Source organism: Chryseobacterium joostei (assembly GCF_003815775.1).
GTDB lineage: Bacteria > Bacteroidota > Bacteroidia > Flavobacteriales > Weeksellaceae > Chryseobacterium > Chryseobacterium joostei.
The window spans coordinates 3,689,881-3,708,890 of the sequence record NZ_CP033926.1 but is presented as its reverse complement, the minus strand read 5'-3'; the positions used below and the strand labels follow the sequence as shown (position 1 = coordinate 3,708,890).

The window sequence follows — 19,010 nt, the reverse complement described above, 5'->3', positions numbered from 1 at the left end:
CTTTCTTCATATTCAACTCAATTATATTCCACGGAAACCTGTTGATCTTTCAACAGGTTTTCTATCTTTATAGGTATGAAAAGAAAGTCAGCCTTTATTCTTTTAAGTCTTTGCTTATACTTTCTATTGGCCAGTTGCAAGGAAAAAAAGATCACAATAGGGAATAGCATCACCTTTGATAAAGAGGAAAACATTCATTATGGGAATGATTCTGAGCAAGTAATGGATCTTTATATCCCTCATAAAAAATCTACGGAGAAAAGAGATGTCTTTATTATCATTCATGGAGGCGGTTGGCGTAGTGGAGACAAGTCTCAACTTACTTTCTTTACCCTCTCTATGATGCAAAAGTTTCCTGATCATATTTTTGCTAACATTAATTATCGAAACGCTTCTCAAACACAATATGGCATTCCTAATCAAACTGATGATATTAAAAATGTAATTAATTTTTTAAAAAGAAAACTGAAGAATAACCCAAGGATAATCCTCATGGGAAATAGTGCCGGTGGACATCTATCCATGCTGTATGCTTATAAATTTGATTCTGGTAAAGATGTAAAGGCTGTGATTAACATCGTAGGACCGACCGATTTATCTGATCCAGGTTTTAAAACATATCAAGAATATTCCTTTGTAGAGCAACATTTAGTAGATCCCAAAATCCTTACAAAAGGTATCTCAGCCGTTCATTTTGCCAGTCCGGTTCATTGGATAAAGAATACATCTGCCCCTACTCTTTCTTATTATGGAAAAACGGACCGTGTCATTCCTATGACTCAAAAGAAGATTCTGGATTCAGTTTTAAATAAACATAATATCATCAATGAGTCCTATGAATTCAATGGTGGACATTTGGATTGGGATAAATCACCAAACAATACTTTTCTTATTGATAAGATTGAAGCTTTTCTTAAAAAGACAGACAAAAAATAACACGTTCTGATTTTTCAAAACGTGTTATTATTTATCTTTTAATTTAATTTACTCGGATTTTGCGACTGCTGTTCTTTCTGAAACACCATTGGAGTTGAATGCTTCAATCTGGAAGTAGTAAGAATCTGTTCTGTCTGCTCCTGTAAAGAAATATTCATTCTTTCCGTATACCATAATGCTTCCATACATTTTATCAGGAGATTTCCCCCAATAGATTACATAGCCATCCGCCTCAGGATTCTGCTGCCATTTCATCCAGACACTTCTTCTTTCTCCATACTTTTTTGGATCAGCTCTTAAAGGCACAAAACCTTCCACTTTTGCAGGCTGTTTCCCAGCTCCTTTTCCAAACACTCTGAAGCCACTTAATGCAAATTTTCCTGTGGGCATTGTAAGATTTTCCATTTTAAGGAAACGGGCTTTTGCAGGCTGCTCAAGCTCAACATAATCGTGAGGAACATCTTTTGTATTCTTGCTTTTATCCACAATCACATTCCACTTCTTGCCATCATTAGAGCCATAGATTTTATATTGATGCATTTTCCCTAAGGTTTTCCCCATGAACTCTGCATCCTGATCTGCATAATTGATCTGAATGGCATTGATTGTGGAAACTTCACCCAAATCCGTTTGGAACCATTCTCCGGAATTTCCTGTTTTGGCACTCCAATAGGACTTGATATCTTCATCTACAGCATAATTGGGCTGATATCCCCCTAAAGTAGATGAAACCTGAACCGGTTTATTATAATTCAATAACATCCATCCGGCAAAAAGACCTTTTGTAAAGTCTTTCCCTTGTGCATACTGCGGAAGGTAAGTAGGATAATCACCATAAGCCGTATTACAATACATCACATCATCTTTATCAAAACCTGCCGGCCAGATGCCCAGCCTTCTTTCAAAATTATTTTTGGTAGAAATAAATATCGTGGAAACGTGCCACCAGTTTTTATAATTGTCTTCAAAAGTTGCTCCATGACCGGCTCCCCTTGCAAAACCTCCCGGTTTATAAGAGAATGGATTATGCTGCTGATATTCGAAACCCTCCAAAGGACTTTTGCTTACGTATACTCCATCGGAATATCCGCTGAATTCTGTTGCCGGAGCACCATACTGCATATAGTATTTCCCGTTATGTTTTGTCATCCACGCTCCTTCTACAAAAGGCTGGAGAAAAACATTATCATTGTATTCTCCGAAACGCTCCCATCCGTGGTCTTCAGGTTTTAGTTTTAGAATTGGTTTTACGAAACCTTCAGACTGAAGATTTTTCACTTTCACTTCTGTTCCCAGCAAAGGCCATTCATTACTTGAACCCCAATATAGATATAATTTATTCTTATCTTCATCATAGTGGAATGCCGGATCCCATGCGCCTACTTTTAAAGTATCTACTGCAATTTTCCAGTCATCTTTAGTTGGATTTGTACTTTTCCAGATTGGAAAATCCTGTTCCCAGGTAGAACCATAAACATATAGAGTATCTTTCATAGCCCAGACAGCCGGGGCATTAAGATCATGAATATATTTATTATCTCTGAGAAATTTTCTTTTTACAAACTTCCAGTCCAACATATCATCACTGTACCAATATCCTTCCTGGTTTGTAGAAAAAAGAAACAGCTTATTTTTAAAATTAACAATCACCGGATCTGCTGTAGCACGGTGTTTCCCTTGTTTTGAAAAAACTTCAAAAGGAGTATACCCATAATCTATGTTGATCGGATTACAAAATGTTTTCTGCTGAGCTCCTACAATTATTCCAAGAAAAATTGCTAATGACAGAATATATTGTCTCATTTTTAGATTTTAAAGATTCCAACAAAGTTAGCTAACTTTTTTTGGTTTTCTCCAAATAAAGCCATCCAAAAGATAATGAGTTAGCTGTGGAACCACTAGCAATGGAACTAAAAATTGTAATGTATTTTCTGGAATACTAAAGTCCATTGAAAAGTGCTCATTCCAAACCAAGGTTTCCCACAGAAATTCCTCAAGAAAGGCAAAACCTAAAATTACCCCTACAAATAAAAATATTCCCCAGGCCGATTTAAAGATTAGCATCCAGTTCAGCTGATGATTATCCTTTTGCTTTATTTCACGAATATAGATGAGAGCAATATAAGGGATCCCATGGGATACAACATTCAGGAAAGTAAAAATCAGATCATTATTAAAATAGACAATCCCGAAATACCAGGAAAGATAGGTTCCGATGATGAGAGCTGTTTTAGGAATGTTGATACTCTTTGTTTTTATGGCTTCAAAAATGGTTTTTCCAAGCCAGATTATTACTATCCCTACATACAGAACAGTAATAAAATCAATATAATCGGGCAAGTTGTTAAGCCAGTCAAATTCATTATTAACAAACCAGGTAAATGCACGAGGTGTTTTGAACCAATACAACATTGGGAAAATTGTAGCAGCATATACGGCCACCTCATCTATTTTCTTCTGCCAGTTATTAGGCTCAAAGCGGGCATAGATTCTCATAAACCCATATTGCTGGCGGATAAAATGAAAGACGGCAATCAAAGCCAGTACCGACCAAAATGTAAGGCTTCCAAACTGGAATAAAGCAATTCCCAGACACCAGCTTATCACGGGAATCCCGAAATACAGCAACTTCCTTTTCTGAACCTCATCTTTTACAAAATAGGTCTTAAATAAGGTTGAATATACATGGGCAACATCTACAAAAACAATCAAAAGAAGCCATGTGTAAAAGGAATAGCTATTTTCTAATCCCTGAATTTGTTTCTGGAAAAGAAAAATAATCAACAATACCACAAAAGGTGGGGATAGAATAAACCACCAATCTATTTTTGCATTATGAATCCAAGGCTGTTTCATATCATTTGCTTTGCTGTTCTTATTCCCTGATAAAAGGCTTCTTCAAAAATAGATATTCCTGAAAGATCAGAATGGGCAAAGAAGATCTTTCCATCAATAGATTCCTTGGTAAGTCTGGTATTTTCACCGAAAATTTGATTGGGAACCGGAGCTATCATCGCGTGTCCGATTTTATGAAACTGCATTTCAAGAATAAAGTCCTCTATAAGCGGATGTGCTTTCTTCAGATCTTCTAAAACTAAAGTTTTAAGTTCAGGTTCTTTCATTGAATATAACTTCTTTCTGGCCTTTTTACAATCATTTGTAGAGAAGCTTTTGTAATACGTAATCACCTTTTCTCCCAAAACCTGATTAATATTCTGATGCTGGTCATAAATATATCCTAGCCCGGAAGAACCATAAATCACGTTATCCCATGCAAGCTCTTCATCTCCTCCAAATTCGTTCTTCAAGGTAATGGTTGTCAAAAGCCACGGAACATATTGAAATGATTTTACATTCCTATTATTTAAAATTCTTTCGTTGACAAATTGAGGTGTGGCAAACAAAACCTTTTCTGCAATAATTGTTTTTGTTTTCTTTTGAGAATTATCAAAGCACTGTACCTCAACCTTATCATTTATTTTAACATCAAAAACTAAATGCTTAGTTAAAGATTTTTCTTTAATATATTTTGAAAAATGCTGAGTGAGTCTTGCATTACCCTCTGGCCAGGTAAATACCTGATCCTTATATTTTGTACTCCAGTTATTTTTTCTTCCCGCGAAATAATGAATTCCCGCCCAGGCTGAAACATAGTCTATCCCCAAGCCGTAATCATCCCTGCAGGAATAATCCAATAACCACAAAAGTTCTTCTGACTGAAAATGATGTTCATGAAGCCAATCTTTAAAAAGAGTTTTTTCAAGCTTTATAACCTCATCTTCTCTACTGGAATCATGAACAGGAATGGCAAACCAATAATTTCCAAGAGTGTCTTTTTTTTGACGGAAATCGTTCATCATGGTAAAAAAACGGTTCAGCTCATTTTGTATTTCTACTGATATTCCTTTTTGTGGAACAACATCATTCTGCCACGAGTTTTTATAGAACAATCTTTCCTGCTGTGGAAAAGTCATCTGATATTCGTCCAGAATAGGTTCTCCATTGTCTTCTATTCCCTGGCAGATTCCACATTCTTTCAGAAACTCGATAATCTCAGTATTTTCTTTATTCGGTAAAGGCAGATAATGTGCTCCCAATGGAAATTTTGAAAATGCATTCTGCCCGTTTGAAGAGTTTCCTCCCAAATGATCCTCCATTTCCAGAAGAAGATAATCATGTTCATTATTTTGACTAAAAAACCTGCATGCAGAAAGCCCAGAGATCCCACCACCCACAATAAGATATTGGGTGTGGATAACTTCTGTAGATTGTGGAAAATCCTTAGCCCATAATCTATGCCCCAAAATATGATTGGTTCCCGTAATCTTCAGCAACAGAGTTTTTACTTTCTTTCCACAATATTGCAGAAAAGGAAGCATCATACTCCCTAACATTACTGTCTTTAGAAAATCCTTTCTACTGAACTTTTCCCCACTCTTCATCAAAATAACGGACTAGTATCTGGTTATCCAGACGGTTAATTTCTACATCTTTTACTTTCATATCCTTGTTAAAGTAGGACATTTGTGAAAAATCATAATCGTAGTATCTTAAATTGGGAAGCTGCCTGTAGATCTTATTATTTATCGGTTCAAATGAAGCCATTGAAAATCCCCATTCTCCAAACGAAGGAACATAGGTATGATATGCCGATGTAAAGGGAAAAATCTGATTGATTGTTTTCTCAATACACCAGAAAGACTTTGGTGCAAAATAAGGAGAAGTAGTCTGTACTACAATTTTCGTGTCCGGAGTGGTTAATCTTTCAAGTTCTTTGTAAAATTGCAGAGAATAAAGTTTCCCCAAACTATAATTCGATGGATCCGGAAAGTCTATGATAATGACGTCAAATTTCTTTTTATTCTCCTTTACCCAAATATAAGCATCCTTGTTAATAACTTCTACTTTAGAACTGGATAAGGAATTTTGGTTCAGCTTTCGCATGGTCTCATTGGTTTTGAAAAACTGTGTCATTTCACCATCAAGATCTACAAGGGTAACTTTCTTCACCTCCTTATATTTCAATACTTCACGAACAGCAAAACCATCACCTCCACCCAAAATCAGAACGTTATCAATGTTTTTGGCCATAGACATTGCCGGATGAACCAATGCTTCATGATAACGGTATTCATCTGTGGAAGAGAACTGCAAGTTGTTATTTAAATACAGCCTGAATTCACGGTTATTTCTTGTTAAAACAATCCTTTGATAGGGAGAACTTTTTGTATAGACAATATTTTCACCGTACAGCTTTTCTTCTGAGTATGATAAAATCTTATCTGAAAAAATGAAAAGCCCCAAAAGAAATACAAATGCTCCAATTGATTTTACCTTTAGGGAAATGGGTTTTGAAAGTTCTTTTGTGAGATAAAAACATAGGAATATTGCAATGGAAATATTGATTAGCCCAAAGAATAATGGAGTTTTTACAATTCCAAGGTTGGGAATTAACACCAAAGGAAAAAGAATGGATGCCAGTAAAGCCCCGATATAATCGAAGGCAAAAACATTGGATACTAAATCTTTAAACTGAACCCTGTCTTTTAAAATATTCATTAAAAGCGGAATTTCTACTCCTACCAAAGATCCTGTAAAAAAGACAAAGAGATACAGAACTGCTTCAAAATGGGCCAGCGTATTGAAAAGTATGAATAATACCACAGAACTTATTCCTCCTACAATTCCTACCAGAATTTCAATTTCCACAAACTTATCAATCAAGTTTCCTTTGATAAATTTTGCAAAATAGGAACCTACTCCCATTGAAAATAGATACACGCCGATGATGAAAGAAAACTGCTTTACAGAGTCTCCTAAAAGATAGCTCGCCAAGGCTCCGGCCACCAATTCATAAATCAATCCACATGTAGCAATGACAAATACTGAAAACAATAAAAGCAGCTCAAGAGGAATCCTCTTCTTATCCATGAATTGCAGCGCTTATAATCATTGAAATACCGATAATAAAGGCTCCAAAAACAATAGCCAGTGCTATATTTTTATTTTGAGCGATCTCATGCCATGTTTTCTCGGGAGTTAATTTCTCGATGATAAAATAACATAACAATAAAATAGCAATTCCTAAGAATGAATAAAGAACTGAATTGAATATAGGTAATACATTAATGTTGTCCATAGTTATATATTTTTTATTTGTGATAATATCTGTAAAATCCTGCTCTGGAATGGCTTCTCGTGGTTCCGTCGCGGTAGTTTTCCGTTTTGGCACAGTCACAAAACTGATTCCCTGTAAAAGTCATATAAACAAACCAGCCCAGGAATAGGCTTCCGATGGCAAACAATTGCCAATTATTTCTGATATAATTGATTATTCTTTCCATGCTTAATTAATAGGATAAGGTGAATTGGAACTGTTACTCCATTTGCTTCCCTCAAAGATACGTCGGGCCAAATAGCTCAATCCTGCAAATAGCAATAGGCAAAAAAGTACAATCCCGAAGTTCCAGAAAGAAACAGGCAGCCAGGTAGCTTTGATCTTTACGTTCGCATTTTGTTCACTATTGCCTGGGTAGCCATAATTAGGGACCATATTAACAAGGATAGAATCCAGCTTACCGAGCTCTTTTACATTGTTTTGAAGACCGATTTTTAATATGATGTCATTTTCAAGTGCTACTCTGTCTGTATAAGTGCTAATGCTTTTATCTTTATCATTTTGCATAAAGAAAGCTCCGGTTTCATTTTGAATAATTGAGAAATCCCCATTCTCAGGTCGGTAACCTGATTTGAAAGGATCTGTTATTCCCCCCTCTTTTTCCGCTGAGATCAAAAAATGGTATGTTCCCTGAGGAATACCGCACATATTGAAGTCCTCTGTCTGGCTTCCCTCACTCCAGCTTTCTCCTCCTTCAAAGCCTGAATATTGTTCAATATCCTTGGTAGCGTAGGTCACTTCATTGGTTTTCTCATTAACAAGACCTATTCCTACATTCGCCCAGGAGTTATTCACATCTGAAAAAAGATGTATTTTTAAGGGTGCAGAACCGCCTGAAAAGCTGAAGCTTTTACTCACCAGCTCTTTATCATTTACATCAGCAAAGTTTATATTTTGTTCAAAAACGGTCTGATTGCTTCTGGAAGTTACCACATACAATTGCAGCAGACATATCAGCAATGCCGTAATCGCCATAATATTGGTGCATTGTCTTACATTATAAGGAAAAGGCTGAACAATCCCTATTCCGCTTTTATAGGGCATGTTTTTTATTCCAAATGCTTTTCTTACTGTAGATCTTGAAATATGATTTCCCTTAAAGAACTGTGATGATTTTCCGTACTGCTCCCGAGAGATCATTTCTGTACCATTTACATATTCTTTATAGTTGGCCAGGCCAAAATTCAGTTTATCTTCAAAATACCCAGCAGCAGCATATGTTGTACATGGTGTGGTTTCGTACCATCTGTATTTACGTCCGTCCAATTCAGCATGGAACTTAGATTCTTTAAAGGCGACTTCTAATTGACGAAGAAAAACCCAATGTCCGTCGCTTTCACTTAGATAAACATTATTACCGGCTTTATCTTTCAGCGCATATTCCCGCCAGAAAGTATCCGAACCGTATTTTTTGATGACAATATTAATCACCCAATAGTCTGTACCATAGAGCGTACCTTTACGCCCTACTTCCAAAACAACGTTCTCTACAGGCTTTTTAATATCTTTCTTTTGGGTAATATTTTTTACTCCAACAAGGGTATTACAATGGCTGCAGATAAATTCTTCAATGGCAAACTCAATTGCCATATCATTATTATTGGTTCGGCAAATGGGACAAATGTGATCCATTTTTATCTGTAAATTTTGTGTTTTTGAATGGTATTAGCTTTAAAATATTGAACCACCTCATCAGCAATTTGTTCTACCTTTTCTGTATTGTCCTGTGTATAGTTACATAAGAATACATCAAAAGTAAGTTGCTTAAACTCTGGCCACGTATGAATACAAAGATGTGACTCTTTAAGACAAACTGCCGAAGTGAAGCTTTGATTCTCAAAAATATGGTTGGTAATCCCTACAATTTCTACTTCTTTTGTTTTCAGAATATCTTCTGTGAATGCAAGAAATCTCTTGCTGTCCAATAACAAATCTTCTGACTCTGTTTCCAAAGTCAGAAGAATATGTAAACCTTTATTTGATAATGGGTTCAATTAATTTTTTCGTAAATATATTATTTTTTTGGAAGAAAAACCTCGGCAAGCATACATCTTGCACTTCCGCCTCCATTTACCTCTATGGTATTAAGATCTGAGTAAATAATCTCACAGTATTTTTCAATAGCGGCAATATGTTCATGAGTTAGAGACTGGTAAGCGGTCTGGCTCATCACTAAAAATCTTTCACCATCTTTGTTCTGAACCTGAAGCATATTTCCTGCAAACTGCTGCATCTGCTCTTCTGAAATTTCAATGACTTCTTTCCCGGAATTTTTAATGGTTTCAATTACCTTTTCTCTTTCCAGCTCATCATCAATACAATCAAGACAGATAACAACAAATTGATCTGCCACACACATCATTACATTGGTATGATAGATAGGAAGTCTTTCTTTACCCACTGTCTGATACGAGTGGAAAACTATTGGTGTAAAACCATATTTTTCGCAGAATTCTCTGAACAGATTTTCATCTAACCTCAAAGAGACAGAACCATAAGCTATCTTATTATCGTGGTCGAAAATCATACTTCCTGTTCCTTCCAGAAAATGTCCTTGTGTTTCAGAAAACGACCAATCATCAATTTCAGCAACTTCAAATCCCTGATTCTTGATGCTTTCAATAATGTCATCCCTTCTTTCTACTCTTCTGTTAGAAGCAAACATCGGGTATAAAACTACTTTTCCATCTTTATGAAAGCTTACCCAGTTATTTGGAAAAATAGAATCCGGTGTATGTGGATCTAGTGTATCTTTTATAGTAATTACATTAATTCCTTTACCTCTAAGTTTTCCAACGAAGGTATTGAACTCGGCCAGTGCCTTTGACTGAATATCGGAACCTGTTTGTTCTACCTGAAAGTAATTATTTTTCGCAGTTTCTGCGTTGTAACCGAATGCAATCGGCTCTATCATTAATACGGTATCTGTTGTCTGCATGCTTTTTTTAGTTTGAGGGTGTTTGTGTATAAGTGTTTGGGAGTACATCAATGAGGTTATCCATTTTTGTCCTCTTTATTGAGTGATGAAAATGAACACCATTTTTCTGACTGACTCATCATATTGATTAACATCCCTATTATTTGGTTATACTGATTGTGCAAATTATTATACTGATCTTCATTTATATAGCTGCAAGCATAAGCAAATTGAAGCCATGTTTGGGTTTCTCTTGCTTCTCCCTCGGAGTCTGTAAGCTTAGCAATAAAGGATTTTTCATATCTCCTTTTTCCCAAGCTTCACTGATGTTTGCAGTTACAGATCTTGATGATCTTCTTATTTGGTCTGTAAGAGAATAAAGCTCTTCTTTTGGAAAAGACTTTGAGAGTTCATAAATATGTTGTGCCGTCTGAAAAGATTTCTGAAAAACTTTTAAATCCTGATGAAATTTAATCGTTGACATTGCTCAATTATTTGAGGTTAAAAAAAATCACTCCTTTCCTTCAACTTTACTACCTACTCTCCCACTCTATTACTCTATTACTCTATTACTCTATTACTCTATTACTCTACAACTTAATTATTCTCTCACAAGCGGCATTGTAGAACATCTCAACAAACCTCCCATTTTAGAGATTTCTCTGTAAGGGATTTCTTCTACAGTCATTCCCCATTCGTTTCTTAGATGGTTGTTCATTCTTGTAAATGTTTTGTCCGAAACCACTATTTCAGGAGAAATAGAAAAGATATTCGGGAACATTTCAAACATTTCTTCATCATTGATATGGAAGCAGTTTTCCTCTCCGAAAATATCGATGATTAAGCGGTAATCACTTTCATCAACGAATCCGTTTTTATAAATGATGCATTTATCTTCTCCTATTGGATTGAAAGTACAGTCCAAATGTAGAATTCCTTCGAATGGAATTTTGTCATTTTTCTTTAATTCAAGATCAATGATTCTTTTCTTCGGAAAATATTCTTTTAAGATTTCAATGGCATATTCGTTGGTTCTTGCCGTTTTATAGTTTCTATAATCTTCACTGAAGCAAGTTCCGATGAAGAGGAAGTCATTCCATACAATTACGTCCCCTCCCTCAATATGGGCAGTTTCCGGAAGGTTGATTATCTTTCTCCAAGCTACTTTTTCAAAAACACTTTTATAAGCTTCCTGCTCATCTGCTCTATCTGCAATTACATTAGAAATAATCATCTTGTCATCAATAACAAAAGCTACATCTCTTGAAAAAACCTGATTGTAGTCTTCGATGATGCTAGGACGCAGTACTTCTACATCATACTTTTTTAAGACCGCTTCAAAAGCGTTCATTTCATTGATAATATCCTGTTCTTTAGGATATATATTGTGTTCGATTGAGTAATATGACTTGGCGTCATAACTTTCCTCTAGCGTGGGAACCGGTCCCAATGAATTAGGCTGGCCTAGAACTACTGACTTCAGCCTACCCGTTTCGTTTTTAATGTTTAGTCTCATAAAGATTTATGCAATACTACAAATATAAGTAAAGGTCTCTACCTATAAAACTTTTGGATTATTTTATGCGCTAAATTCGATTTCCAAAATCATCCCTCCTCAACAAAATTTCCTTGTCTGTTCAGCCAACTGTAGTGAATAGCTCCAAAAATGTCTACAACTTACTATTTTCCATCTACATAAGAACAAAAAAACAGATAATCATATTATTTAATTTCCTATATTAGTGATATAATTTTCGCGAAATTATAGATATTAAAACTTAACTATTAACATCAAAAAACAAAGTCATGAACAAGAACAATCCAGTGCTGAAAAACGCACAAAAACTAGGAAGAGATCAACAAAAATCTGTTATGGGAGGAGCAATAGCCGGCAGAAGATGCTGCGAATGGGATGACGTAACAGGAAAATGTTTCATCTGGACGTGTGACAGATGTATGTGCCCATAAAATGAAATAACCTGCTTTTTTAAGCAGGTTTTTTTATCTTGTTCTGTTCTCTTCTTCGGTCTTCTGAATTTCTTTTGCCTGATATTTTGAACTTCCAAAATTATAGCTCAATGAAATTATCAGCCTACTGCTATCCCACCAGTGTGTAAGTCTATTATCCATAATCTGTTTATGCCTGAATTCTAAACGCTGATCGTAGGAATCAAAAATATTATTATATCCAAGCTTTGTATTCAGTTTATTGTCAAACCATGACTTCTGAACAGACAGATCTACAGTGTAACGCGGCTTGATAATATAGAGACTGTTTCCTGTTTTAGATTCATAATTTGTAAACAGATTAAGAGTAAATCCTTTGGGTAAAGTAAAGACCTGGTTTACTCTTATTTCATAATTATAAATCTTCAATGCAAAAATTTCATCAAGATAAGGCCTGAATTCATAATTGTAGTATCCTGCAAATTGACTGGTGATATTCCACCATTTTGTTACTTTTAAAGGGAAACTTGTCTCAAGGGAAGCAAAATTTCGATAAGGAAGATTTGTCCCAAGATATTCAAGGACATTGGTTTCAGGATTGTACAGAGGATAGCGGGTCATAACATCTTTTTCTTTTCCGATAGTGAAGCTTGTGATCCAGTTTTTATACCGGTAGGTTGTTTTGAACTGAGTGGTAAAAGAGGGTAACAAATACGGATTTCCTATCCAGTAATTCAAAGGACTGAAATAAAAGCGAAAAGGATTAAGTTGTGAGAAAACGGGTCTTGTTATTTTTCTGCTATAGGAAAAAGACAATTCATTAGATTTATTAAAAGAATAGCTTGCACTAAAAGATGGCAGCCATTCAAGATAATTTCTTGAAACAGCAGAGCTCACTGCATCTGAAATACTCTGTGTATTTTCAACTCTTATCCCTGCATTGATCTGAAGTTTTTCAAATTTTTGCCTGTACGCCAGATAACCCGCCATTATTTTCTCTTTGTAGGTGAAAACATTACTTCTTGTAGGGTCAAATATAAACTGGTTCTTTACAGACAAGGTATCATATCTGATATTATTATTGGTAATCGAATGACTGTATTTAAAGCCGGCTTCTATATCTGCGCTTCCAATTTTCTGAGAGGCATCTATCTGACCTGTATAAATATCAATTTTGTTGAAGAGATCGGACTTCCAGTAGGACAATAATTCAGAAGAAGGTTTATCCCTGTTAATAAAATCATCCTGCTGCTTATTTTTTACGGAAAGATAATTCCCTAAAAAGCTCAATTTAAAGTTTTTATTTTGAAAAGAATAGTCACCCGTAATGCCATAATTATTCTGTGAATAATCTATTGGGTTTTCGCTTTCTGTATTAAAAACAAGCTGGGTTTCATTTTTATCCGTAGTATATAATGACCCTGAGCGCAAACGGTTGTTTTCCCTGAAATTACCTCTTAGATTTAATCCTACCCTATTTTCATCATTCAGTCTGAAGTCTGCCCCCGCCTGAATACTAAAGACAGTTCCGTAATCTTTCTGCTGGATAGCCGTTCGCATGACATTGGTATTGGCTAACCTTTGTAATGCATTATAACGATACGTTGAAATGCCATCATTATATCCTGTTTGTAAGGTGTAGGCAATCTTTTCTGTATTATGTGTTAGGTTCAAAGAATTTTCCCGCGAACTAAACTTATTTACATACAGATTTCCATTATAGTTTCCATTCCAGCCAAGGTTGGTATTTTTTTTAAACTTAATATCAATAATTCCTTTAAATTCTGCATCATACTTTGAAGACGGATTGGTATTAACTTCTATTGATTCTACCATCTCAGGTGGTAATGATCGCAAATAAGCCTGTAATTCCTGAGTGCTCATCACAATCGGTTTCCCGTTGATGAATATTGCCGGCGCCACTCTTCCCCCAATAAAAATCCCGTCTTCCTGGTCTATGGTAACTCCGGGTGTTCTTCGAAGGACATCGAGAAGATTGGTTGATGTTTTGAAATCTTTATTACCGGAAACAGTCATCACCATATTTCCGTCATTCAACTTTAGGTTCCTAGGTACAGCCTGAATAACCACTTCTGAAATAGTGGTAGTTTTAGAGGTTGGTACAATTAAAGAATCTGATGTTTTTTCTTTTACAACGTTCTGAGCTTTTCCAAAAAATGAAATAAATAGCAGCAACAAAAGTAGCCATAGTTTGATGGTCATAAATTTTATATTTTATGAAACCAAAAGTATTAGCTTACTAAAGAAAAAAGGTTTTGAAGTTAAAATTCCGCAGTACGAAATTATAAATTAGAACTCTGAAAACTATTCTCAGACAGCGCTTGAGATTGTCTGTACAAAAGCGGTGTGGTATTTTTTATTTTTTTGAATGTTGAGAAAAATGTAGACTTAGAATTAAAGCCTACCTCGTAACCAATCTCTTCGATCTTTAAATAAGAGCCTCTATCTATTTTCTCGCACGCTTCATGGATTCTGTATTCATTAATGTAGGTAGAAAAACTTTTCCCTAAATTATCATTCAACAATTGAGAAAGCTGATGCGCAGACATATTCATTTTAAAAGCAAGATCACTCAACTTTAGGTTGGGATTCTTATAGAGTTCTTCGGAATCCATTAACTTCTCCAGCTTAGTTACAAAACTATTGGCCTGCTCTCCTGAGATTTTTTTATTTGAATATTTGTGAGCTTCTTTTACTGATTCTGTCTGATACTTTTTATTGAATAAAGTCAAAAAATTAGCATAGAGTACAAATGAAAATACCAGGCTTCCTCCTGCACAATAGATCTGTACCCAGCCCGTAGAAATTAATTGATAGGTTAAAAAGATAATCACATTACTTATCAAAACAGGAAGAAGAAACTTATTGAAGCTTTTCTGGCCTTGCTTTAATAGAATATAATATTGATAAACCGTAAGAAATATAAATATCGACCAGACTGTGTAAATAAAGGTTCCAAAATATTGATCCCATGTAAGGGGAAAGAATAAATACAATAATCCCACAGCTCCCAAAATAAGCGTCAGTATTCCAAATACCCTCCGGCAGTTCTTAAAATCAAAATGATTATTCTGAAAGGAAGTCTTTACATAGTAATAAAGCGCAGGACCTGTAAAAAATAATGCTGAGAGTCCTAAGTGTGGAATAATTCTCGGTACATCCGGATAAAAATAAATACACACAGAAATTCCTACTCGTAAGCTTAGCATAAGGAGAAGAATCCCCAGAAAAAAATCGGGAATGTTTTTCAGTTTCTTGATAAATAACAGATAAATCCCAAGCAAAAGCCCATTGAAAGCTCCCACTGCACTGAAGAAAAATAGCATCTGTTGCCCAAAAGTCATTGTCTGTTATTTTTTATATTAAACCAAAAGTTATACGAATAGCTGCAAAATCACGTTGATGCATGATTTTTAGCAAAGGCCTTTAGGTTCTTTCATTAATAAACACCGATCATCTGGCATTACCGAAAACCTATACTCTACAAAAGTAAATTTAATAATTTATTTAATATCAGACATATGCAGATTTTATCAAAAAAAATGTTGGATAAACAACAAAAAATCCCAAAGCACGCTTTGGGATTTTGTTATGATAAAAGCAAATGTTATCTGCTTGCAATATCGATATAGTTTCTTTCTTGAGCACCTTGGTAAACCTGTCTTGGTCTTCCGATTGGGTCTCCTTTTAATCTCATTTCTTTCCACTGAGAAATCCATCCTGGAAGTCTTCCTAATGCAAACATTACTGTAAACATTTCTGTAGGAATTCCTAATGCTCTGTAGATAATACCTGAATAGAAGTCTACGTTTGGATATAATTTTCTTTCAATGAAGTACTCATCCTCAAGTGCTACTCTTTCTAGCTGCATTGCAATGTCAAGAGCTTTATCCTGAATACCAAGTGCAGTAAGGATATCGTCAGCAGCTTTCTTGATGATTTTTGCTCTTGGATCGAAGTTTTTGTAAACTCTGTGTCCGAATCCCATTAGACGGAAGCTATCGTTTTTATCTTTAGCCTTAGCAACATATTTAGATACATCACCACCATCTTTTTCAATTAATTCAAGCATTTCGATTACAGCCTGGTTAGCTCCACCGTGAAGTGGTCCCCAAAGTGCAGATACCCCAGCAGAGATTGAAGCGAAAAGACCAGTATGAGCAGAACCTACCATTCTTACTGTAGAAGTAGAACAGTTTTGCTCGTGGTCAGCATGAAGAATTAATAATTTATCTAAAGCACCTACTACTACCGGATCGATTTCGAAATCAGCGTTTGGTAATCTGAATGCCATTTTGTAGAAGTTTTCTACGTAGTTTAGGTTGTTATCTCCGTGGTTTAATGGTAAACCTTGAGTTTTTCTGTAAGTCCAAGCACAAAGGTGAGAGAACTTAGCGATCATTAGCTCAGCAGCATGATCCATTTCTTCTTTAGAATTTACGTTAACTGCTTTCGGGTTGAAAGCTGTCAAAGCAGAAGTCATAGAAGACAAAACTCCCATAGGGTGAGCAGAACGAGGAAAAACATCAATGATCTTTTTCATCTCATCTGCGATGAAGTTATATTTTTTAATGTTGTTGTCGAAAGAAGTAAATTGATCCTGAGTAGGTAATTCTCCATGTAATAAAAGATACATTACTTCCGTGAAGTTAGATTTCTCAGCAATCTGCTCGATTGGATAACCTCTGTAGAATAATTCTCCTTTATCTCCGTCTAAGTAAGTGATGTCGCTAATAGTAGCTCCCGTATTTTTGTAACCTAAATCCAGAGTGATTAAACCTGTCTGGTCTCTTAATTTTGAAATATCAATCCCTCTGTCTCCGATAGTACTATCCACGATAGGATATTCATATGAATTACCGTCGTAATTCAATATTACTTTGTTGTCTGACATTATTTATTTTTTTTTAAATATACTACTTTCCATAAAATACGGCAAACAAAAATTATCGCTTGCCGTTATTTATAAATTCAATTATCTTTTAATTTTAAATGCTTCTAAACCTGGGAAAATTGCAGTTTCACCTAGTGCTTCTTCAATTCTCAACAACTGGTTGTATTTCGCCATTCTGTCTGATCTTGAAGCAGAACCTGTTTTGATTTGTCCACAGTTCATAGCTACTGCTAAATCAGCAATGGTAGCATCTTCAGTTTCTCCTGATCTGTGAGACATTACTGAAGTGAATTTATTGTTCTGAGCCATTTGTACTGCTGCCATTGTTTCAGAAAGAGAACCAATTTGGTTTACTTTTACAAGGATTGAATTAGCAATACCTTCTTTTACTCCTCTTGATAATCTGTCAACATTAGTCACAAATAAATCATCACCTACCAATTGTACTCTGTCACCGATTTTATCAGTTAACATTTTCCAACCTTCCCAGTCGTCTTCCTGCATACCGTCTTCAATAGAGATGATAGGATATTTAGCAGCCAATTCTGCAAGGTAAGAAACCTGCTCTTCTCTTGATCTGTGAGCTCCTTTATCACCCTCAAATTTTCTGTAATCGTAAGTTCCGTCTTTATAGAATTCTGAAGCAGCACAATCTAACGCCAACATGATATCATCACCTGGCTTATAACCTGCCTTTTCAATTGCCTGAAGTAAAGTATCCAAAGCATCTTCAGTTCCGTTGAATGTTGGAGCAAAACCTCCCTCATCTCCTACCGCTGTAGAAAGACCTCTTCCTTTAAGGATTGATTTTAGGTTGTGGAAAATTTCAGTACCTTTTCTTAAAGCATGAGAGAAAGAATCTGCCTTTACCGGCATAATCATAAATTCCTGGAATGCAATAGGCGCGTCAGAGTGAGAACCACCATTAATTACATTCATCATAGGAACAGGAAGTGTATTTGCATTTACACCACCTACATATTTATATAATGGCATTCCCAATTCTGCAGCTGCAGCTTTTGCTACTGCTAAAGAAACACCAAGAATTGCATTAGCACCAAGATTTCCTTTGTTAGCCGTTCCATCAAGATCAATCATAATCTGATCGATATAGTTTTGTTCAAAAACCGGCTGTCCAACTAAATTTTCAGCAATTATTTCTTTTACATTTTCAACAGCCTTCAGAACTCCCTTTCCTTGGTATTCTGAACCACCGTCACGTAGTTCTACAGCTTCGTGTTCTCCGGTAGATGCTCCTGAAGGTACAGCTGCACGCCCCATTGCTCCACTTTCTGTAAATACATCTACTTCAATGGTAGGATTACCTCTGGAATCTAAAATTTGTCTTGCTTCTATGTAAGAAATTGCACTCATTTTTTATTTTTTTTAGTTTACACAAATTTAATCAAAATTAAACTTTAAAGGGGCATTTCGCATCGATCTTTTCGGACAAATTCAGAGTTAAATTTTAGTTAATTTTGTAAATTCTAATCGCGTAAAGATTCAATATAAAAAATTACAGTTATCCTTTCATTTTCATGTAATTTTTAAATGTAAAATCAACACTGTTGGTTTACTTTTTGATTTCATTAAAATAATTAAATTCTTCATCTTAGGAAGAAAAACTTATATTCGGTACATAAAAAAATAACCATTATGAAAAAAGGACTTTTAATAGCAGTTTCAGCTTCTGCCTTACTACTTACAAGCTGTAAAAAAAGTGAAAGCGGAAACAAAAGTGTGATCAAAACAGACAGTTCGGAAACACTGGTTACTGATAACAATGGAAAAATTGATTCTGTAACCCAAAGCTCATCTACAGTAGATGTAAACGGGAAGAAAATTGAAAAAACGGATTTTGTCTATAAAGCTACAGACGGAACCTTGGTAAAGGTAGTATTCAAAAATGATCCAAAAGAAAGTACAGTAGCTATTACCAGCAACAAAAAAACATTTACTCTTCCTAAAACTGAAACTAAAGGAGAGGAAACCATCTACAAGAAGGATGACATGACTGCAAGAGTAAAAGGAGATAGCCTTCATCTTGAGCAAGGAAATAATATTATTGAACTGAAAAGAACGAAAATATAAAAAGCTAGTTATATCTAAAAACAAAA

19 protein-coding genes are annotated in these 19,010 nt (G+C 35.3%); 3 read left to right on the top strand and 16 right to left on the bottom strand.

From position 1 onward, the window contains the following. Nucleotides 1-75: 75 nt before the first annotated feature. Nucleotides 76-936 carry an alpha/beta hydrolase gene (locus tag EG359_RS16910; protein ID WP_076353286.1) on the top strand — a complete coding sequence of 287 codons (861 nt, stop codon included), beginning with the start codon at nucleotides 76-78 and terminating at the stop codon, nucleotides 934-936. Between the two features lie 48 nt (nucleotides 937-984). Here the strand turns inward: EG359_RS16910 and EG359_RS16905 are convergent, their stop codons facing one another. The 12 genes from EG359_RS16905 to EG359_RS16855 all read right to left on the bottom strand — a co-directional run bounded on the left by EG359_RS16905 (nucleotide 985) and on the right by EG359_RS16855 (nucleotide 11,547). Continuing rightward, a complete protein-coding gene (locus tag EG359_RS16905) occupies nucleotides 985-2,739 on the bottom strand; it encodes a discoidin domain-containing protein (protein WP_076353285.1) in 1,755 nt (584 codons plus the stop codon). 27 nt (nucleotides 2,740-2,766) lie between these two features. Next, nucleotides 2,767-3,792 carry a hypothetical protein gene (locus tag EG359_RS16900; protein ID WP_076353284.1) on the bottom strand — a complete coding sequence of 342 codons (1,026 nt, stop codon included), beginning with the start codon at nucleotides 3,790-3,792 and terminating at the stop codon, nucleotides 2,767-2,769. Next, nucleotides 3,789-5,378: an NAD(P)/FAD-dependent oxidoreductase gene (locus EG359_RS16895; RefSeq protein ID WP_174567017.1), complete on the bottom strand. Its 1,590-nt coding sequence runs from the start codon at nucleotides 5,376-5,378 to the stop codon at nucleotides 3,789-3,791. Before EG359_RS16895 ends, EG359_RS16900 begins: the two co-directional genes overlap by 4 nt. Then, nucleotides 5,353-6,867 carry a polyamine aminopropyltransferase gene (locus EG359_RS16890; RefSeq protein WP_076353282.1) on the bottom strand — a complete coding sequence of 505 codons (1,515 nt, stop codon included), beginning with the start codon at nucleotides 6,865-6,867 and terminating at the stop codon, nucleotides 5,353-5,355. Before EG359_RS16890 ends, EG359_RS16895 begins: the two co-directional genes overlap by 26 nt. Next, complete coding sequence (locus EG359_RS16885; RefSeq protein ID WP_076353281.1) at nucleotides 6,860-7,075, bottom strand: DUF350 domain-containing protein; 216 nt, start codon at nucleotides 7,073-7,075, stop codon at nucleotides 6,860-6,862. The genes EG359_RS16890 and EG359_RS16885 overlap by 8 nt, the downstream gene beginning before the upstream one ends. A 13-nt stretch (nucleotides 7,076-7,088) precedes the next feature. Beyond that, entirely contained in the window at nucleotides 7,089-7,280 is a 192-nt protein-coding gene (locus EG359_RS16880; protein ID WP_076353280.1) for a hypothetical protein, read from the bottom strand. A 2-nt stretch (nucleotides 7,281-7,282) separates the two neighbouring features. Then, entirely contained in the window at nucleotides 7,283-8,704 is a 1,422-nt protein-coding gene (locus EG359_RS16875; protein WP_228435003.1) for a DUF4178 domain-containing protein, read from the bottom strand. 44 nt (nucleotides 8,705-8,748) lie between these two features. Next, complete coding sequence (locus EG359_RS16870) at nucleotides 8,749-9,066, bottom strand: S-adenosylmethionine decarboxylase family protein (RefSeq protein WP_228450474.1); 318 nt, start codon at nucleotides 9,064-9,066, stop codon at nucleotides 8,749-8,751. 62 nt (nucleotides 9,067-9,128) lie between these two features. After that, a complete protein-coding gene (gene ctlX, locus EG359_RS16865; RefSeq protein ID WP_076353277.1) occupies nucleotides 9,129-10,052 on the bottom strand; it encodes a citrulline utilization hydrolase CtlX in 924 nt (307 codons plus the stop codon). A 56-nt stretch (nucleotides 10,053-10,108) separates the two neighbouring features. Next, entirely contained in the window at nucleotides 10,109-10,348 is a 240-nt protein-coding gene (locus tag EG359_RS22905) for a four helix bundle protein (protein ID WP_317043348.1), read from the bottom strand. Then, nucleotides 10,237-10,515: a four helix bundle protein gene (locus EG359_RS16860; protein ID WP_317043347.1), complete on the bottom strand. Its 279-nt coding sequence runs from the start codon at nucleotides 10,513-10,515 to the stop codon at nucleotides 10,237-10,239. Before EG359_RS16860 ends, EG359_RS22905 begins: the two co-directional genes overlap by 112 nt. 117 nt (nucleotides 10,516-10,632) lie before the next feature. Next, nucleotides 10,633-11,547: a dimethylarginine dimethylaminohydrolase family protein gene (locus EG359_RS16855; protein ID WP_076353276.1), complete on the bottom strand. Its 915-nt coding sequence runs from the start codon at nucleotides 11,545-11,547 to the stop codon at nucleotides 10,633-10,635. A gap of 290 nt (nucleotides 11,548-11,837) precedes the next feature. Between EG359_RS16855 and EG359_RS22515 the strand changes: the two genes are divergently transcribed. Further along, nucleotides 11,838-11,999 carry a hypothetical protein gene (locus tag EG359_RS22515; protein WP_164463074.1) on the top strand — a complete coding sequence of 54 codons (162 nt, stop codon included), beginning with the start codon at nucleotides 11,838-11,840 and terminating at the stop codon, nucleotides 11,997-11,999. A gap of 33 nt (nucleotides 12,000-12,032) precedes the next feature. Here EG359_RS22515 and EG359_RS16850 read toward each other — a convergent pair whose 3' ends face one another. From EG359_RS16850 to eno, 4 genes are all read right to left on the bottom strand, one after another. Then, nucleotides 12,033-14,201 (bottom strand): outer membrane beta-barrel family protein, encoded by a 2,169-nt coding sequence (locus EG359_RS16850; protein WP_076353275.1) that lies wholly within the window; start codon nucleotides 14,199-14,201, stop codon nucleotides 12,033-12,035. Between the two features lie 80 nt (nucleotides 14,202-14,281). Further along, nucleotides 14,282-15,343, bottom strand: a complete 1,062-nt coding sequence (locus EG359_RS16845) for a helix-turn-helix domain-containing protein (RefSeq protein WP_076353274.1) — start codon at nucleotides 15,341-15,343, stop codon at nucleotides 14,282-14,284. Between the two features lie 263 nt (nucleotides 15,344-15,606). After that, nucleotides 15,607-16,893, bottom strand: a complete 1,287-nt coding sequence (locus EG359_RS16840) for a citrate synthase (RefSeq protein WP_076353273.1) — start codon at nucleotides 16,891-16,893, stop codon at nucleotides 15,607-15,609. Between the two features lie 81 nt (nucleotides 16,894-16,974). Continuing rightward, entirely contained in the window at nucleotides 16,975-18,267 is a 1,293-nt protein-coding gene (eno, locus tag EG359_RS16835; RefSeq protein ID WP_076353272.1) for a phosphopyruvate hydratase, read from the bottom strand. 282 nt (nucleotides 18,268-18,549) lie between these two features. On the opposite strand from eno, the gene EG359_RS16830 reads away from it, so the two are divergent. Beyond that, entirely contained in the window at nucleotides 18,550-18,984 is a 435-nt protein-coding gene (locus EG359_RS16830) for a hypothetical protein (protein WP_076353271.1), read from the top strand. Nucleotides 18,985-19,010 lie beyond the last annotated feature (26 nt).

Bases quoted from the DNA above. Each gene is read 5' to 3' on its own strand.
- EG359_RS16910 (WP_076353286.1), top strand. From the start codon at position 76: ATGAAAAGAAAGTCAGCCTTTATTCTTTTAAGTCTTTGCTTATACTTT.
- EG359_RS16905 (WP_076353285.1), bottom strand. From the start codon at position 2,739: ATGAGACAATATATTCTGTCATTAGCAATTTTTCTTGGAATAATTGTA.
- EG359_RS16900 (WP_076353284.1), bottom strand. From the start codon at position 3,792: ATGAAACAGCCTTGGATTCATAATGCAAAAATAGATTGGTGGTTTATT.
- EG359_RS16895 (WP_174567017.1), bottom strand. From the start codon at position 5,378: ATGAAGAGTGGGGAAAAGTTCAGTAGAAAGGATTTTCTAAAGACAGTA.
- EG359_RS16890 (WP_076353282.1), bottom strand. From the start codon at position 6,867: ATGGATAAGAAGAGGATTCCTCTTGAGCTGCTTTTATTGTTTTCAGTA.
- EG359_RS16885 (WP_076353281.1), bottom strand. From the start codon at position 7,075: ATGGACAACATTAATGTATTACCTATATTCAATTCAGTTCTTTATTCA.
- EG359_RS16880 (WP_076353280.1), bottom strand. From the start codon at position 7,280: ATGGAAAGAATAATCAATTATATCAGAAATAATTGGCAATTGTTTGCC.
- EG359_RS16875 (WP_228435003.1), bottom strand. From the start codon at position 8,704: ATGGCAATTGAGTTTGCCATTGAAGAATTTATCTGCAGCCATTGTAAT.
- ctlX (WP_076353277.1), bottom strand. From the start codon at position 10,052: ATGCAGACAACAGATACCGTATTAATGATAGAGCCGATTGCATTCGGT.
- EG359_RS16860 (WP_317043347.1), bottom strand. From the start codon at position 10,515: ATGTCAACGATTAAATTTCATCAGGATTTAAAAGTTTTTCAGAAATCT.
- EG359_RS16855 (WP_076353276.1), bottom strand. From the start codon at position 11,547: ATGAGACTAAACATTAAAAACGAAACGGGTAGGCTGAAGTCAGTAGTT.
- EG359_RS22515 (WP_164463074.1), top strand. From the start codon at position 11,838: ATGAACAAGAACAATCCAGTGCTGAAAAACGCACAAAAACTAGGAAGA.
- EG359_RS16850 (WP_076353275.1), bottom strand. From the start codon at position 14,201: ATGACCATCAAACTATGGCTACTTTTGTTGCTGCTATTTATTTCATTT.
- EG359_RS16845 (WP_076353274.1), bottom strand. From the start codon at position 15,343: ATGACTTTTGGGCAACAGATGCTATTTTTCTTCAGTGCAGTGGGAGCT.
- EG359_RS16840 (WP_076353273.1), bottom strand. From the start codon at position 16,893: ATGTCAGACAACAAAGTAATATTGAATTACGACGGTAATTCATATGAA.
- eno (WP_076353272.1), bottom strand. From the start codon at position 18,267: ATGAGTGCAATTTCTTACATAGAAGCAAGACAAATTTTAGATTCCAGA.
- EG359_RS16830 (WP_076353271.1), top strand. From the start codon at position 18,550: ATGAAAAAAGGACTTTTAATAGCAGTTTCAGCTTCTGCCTTACTACTT.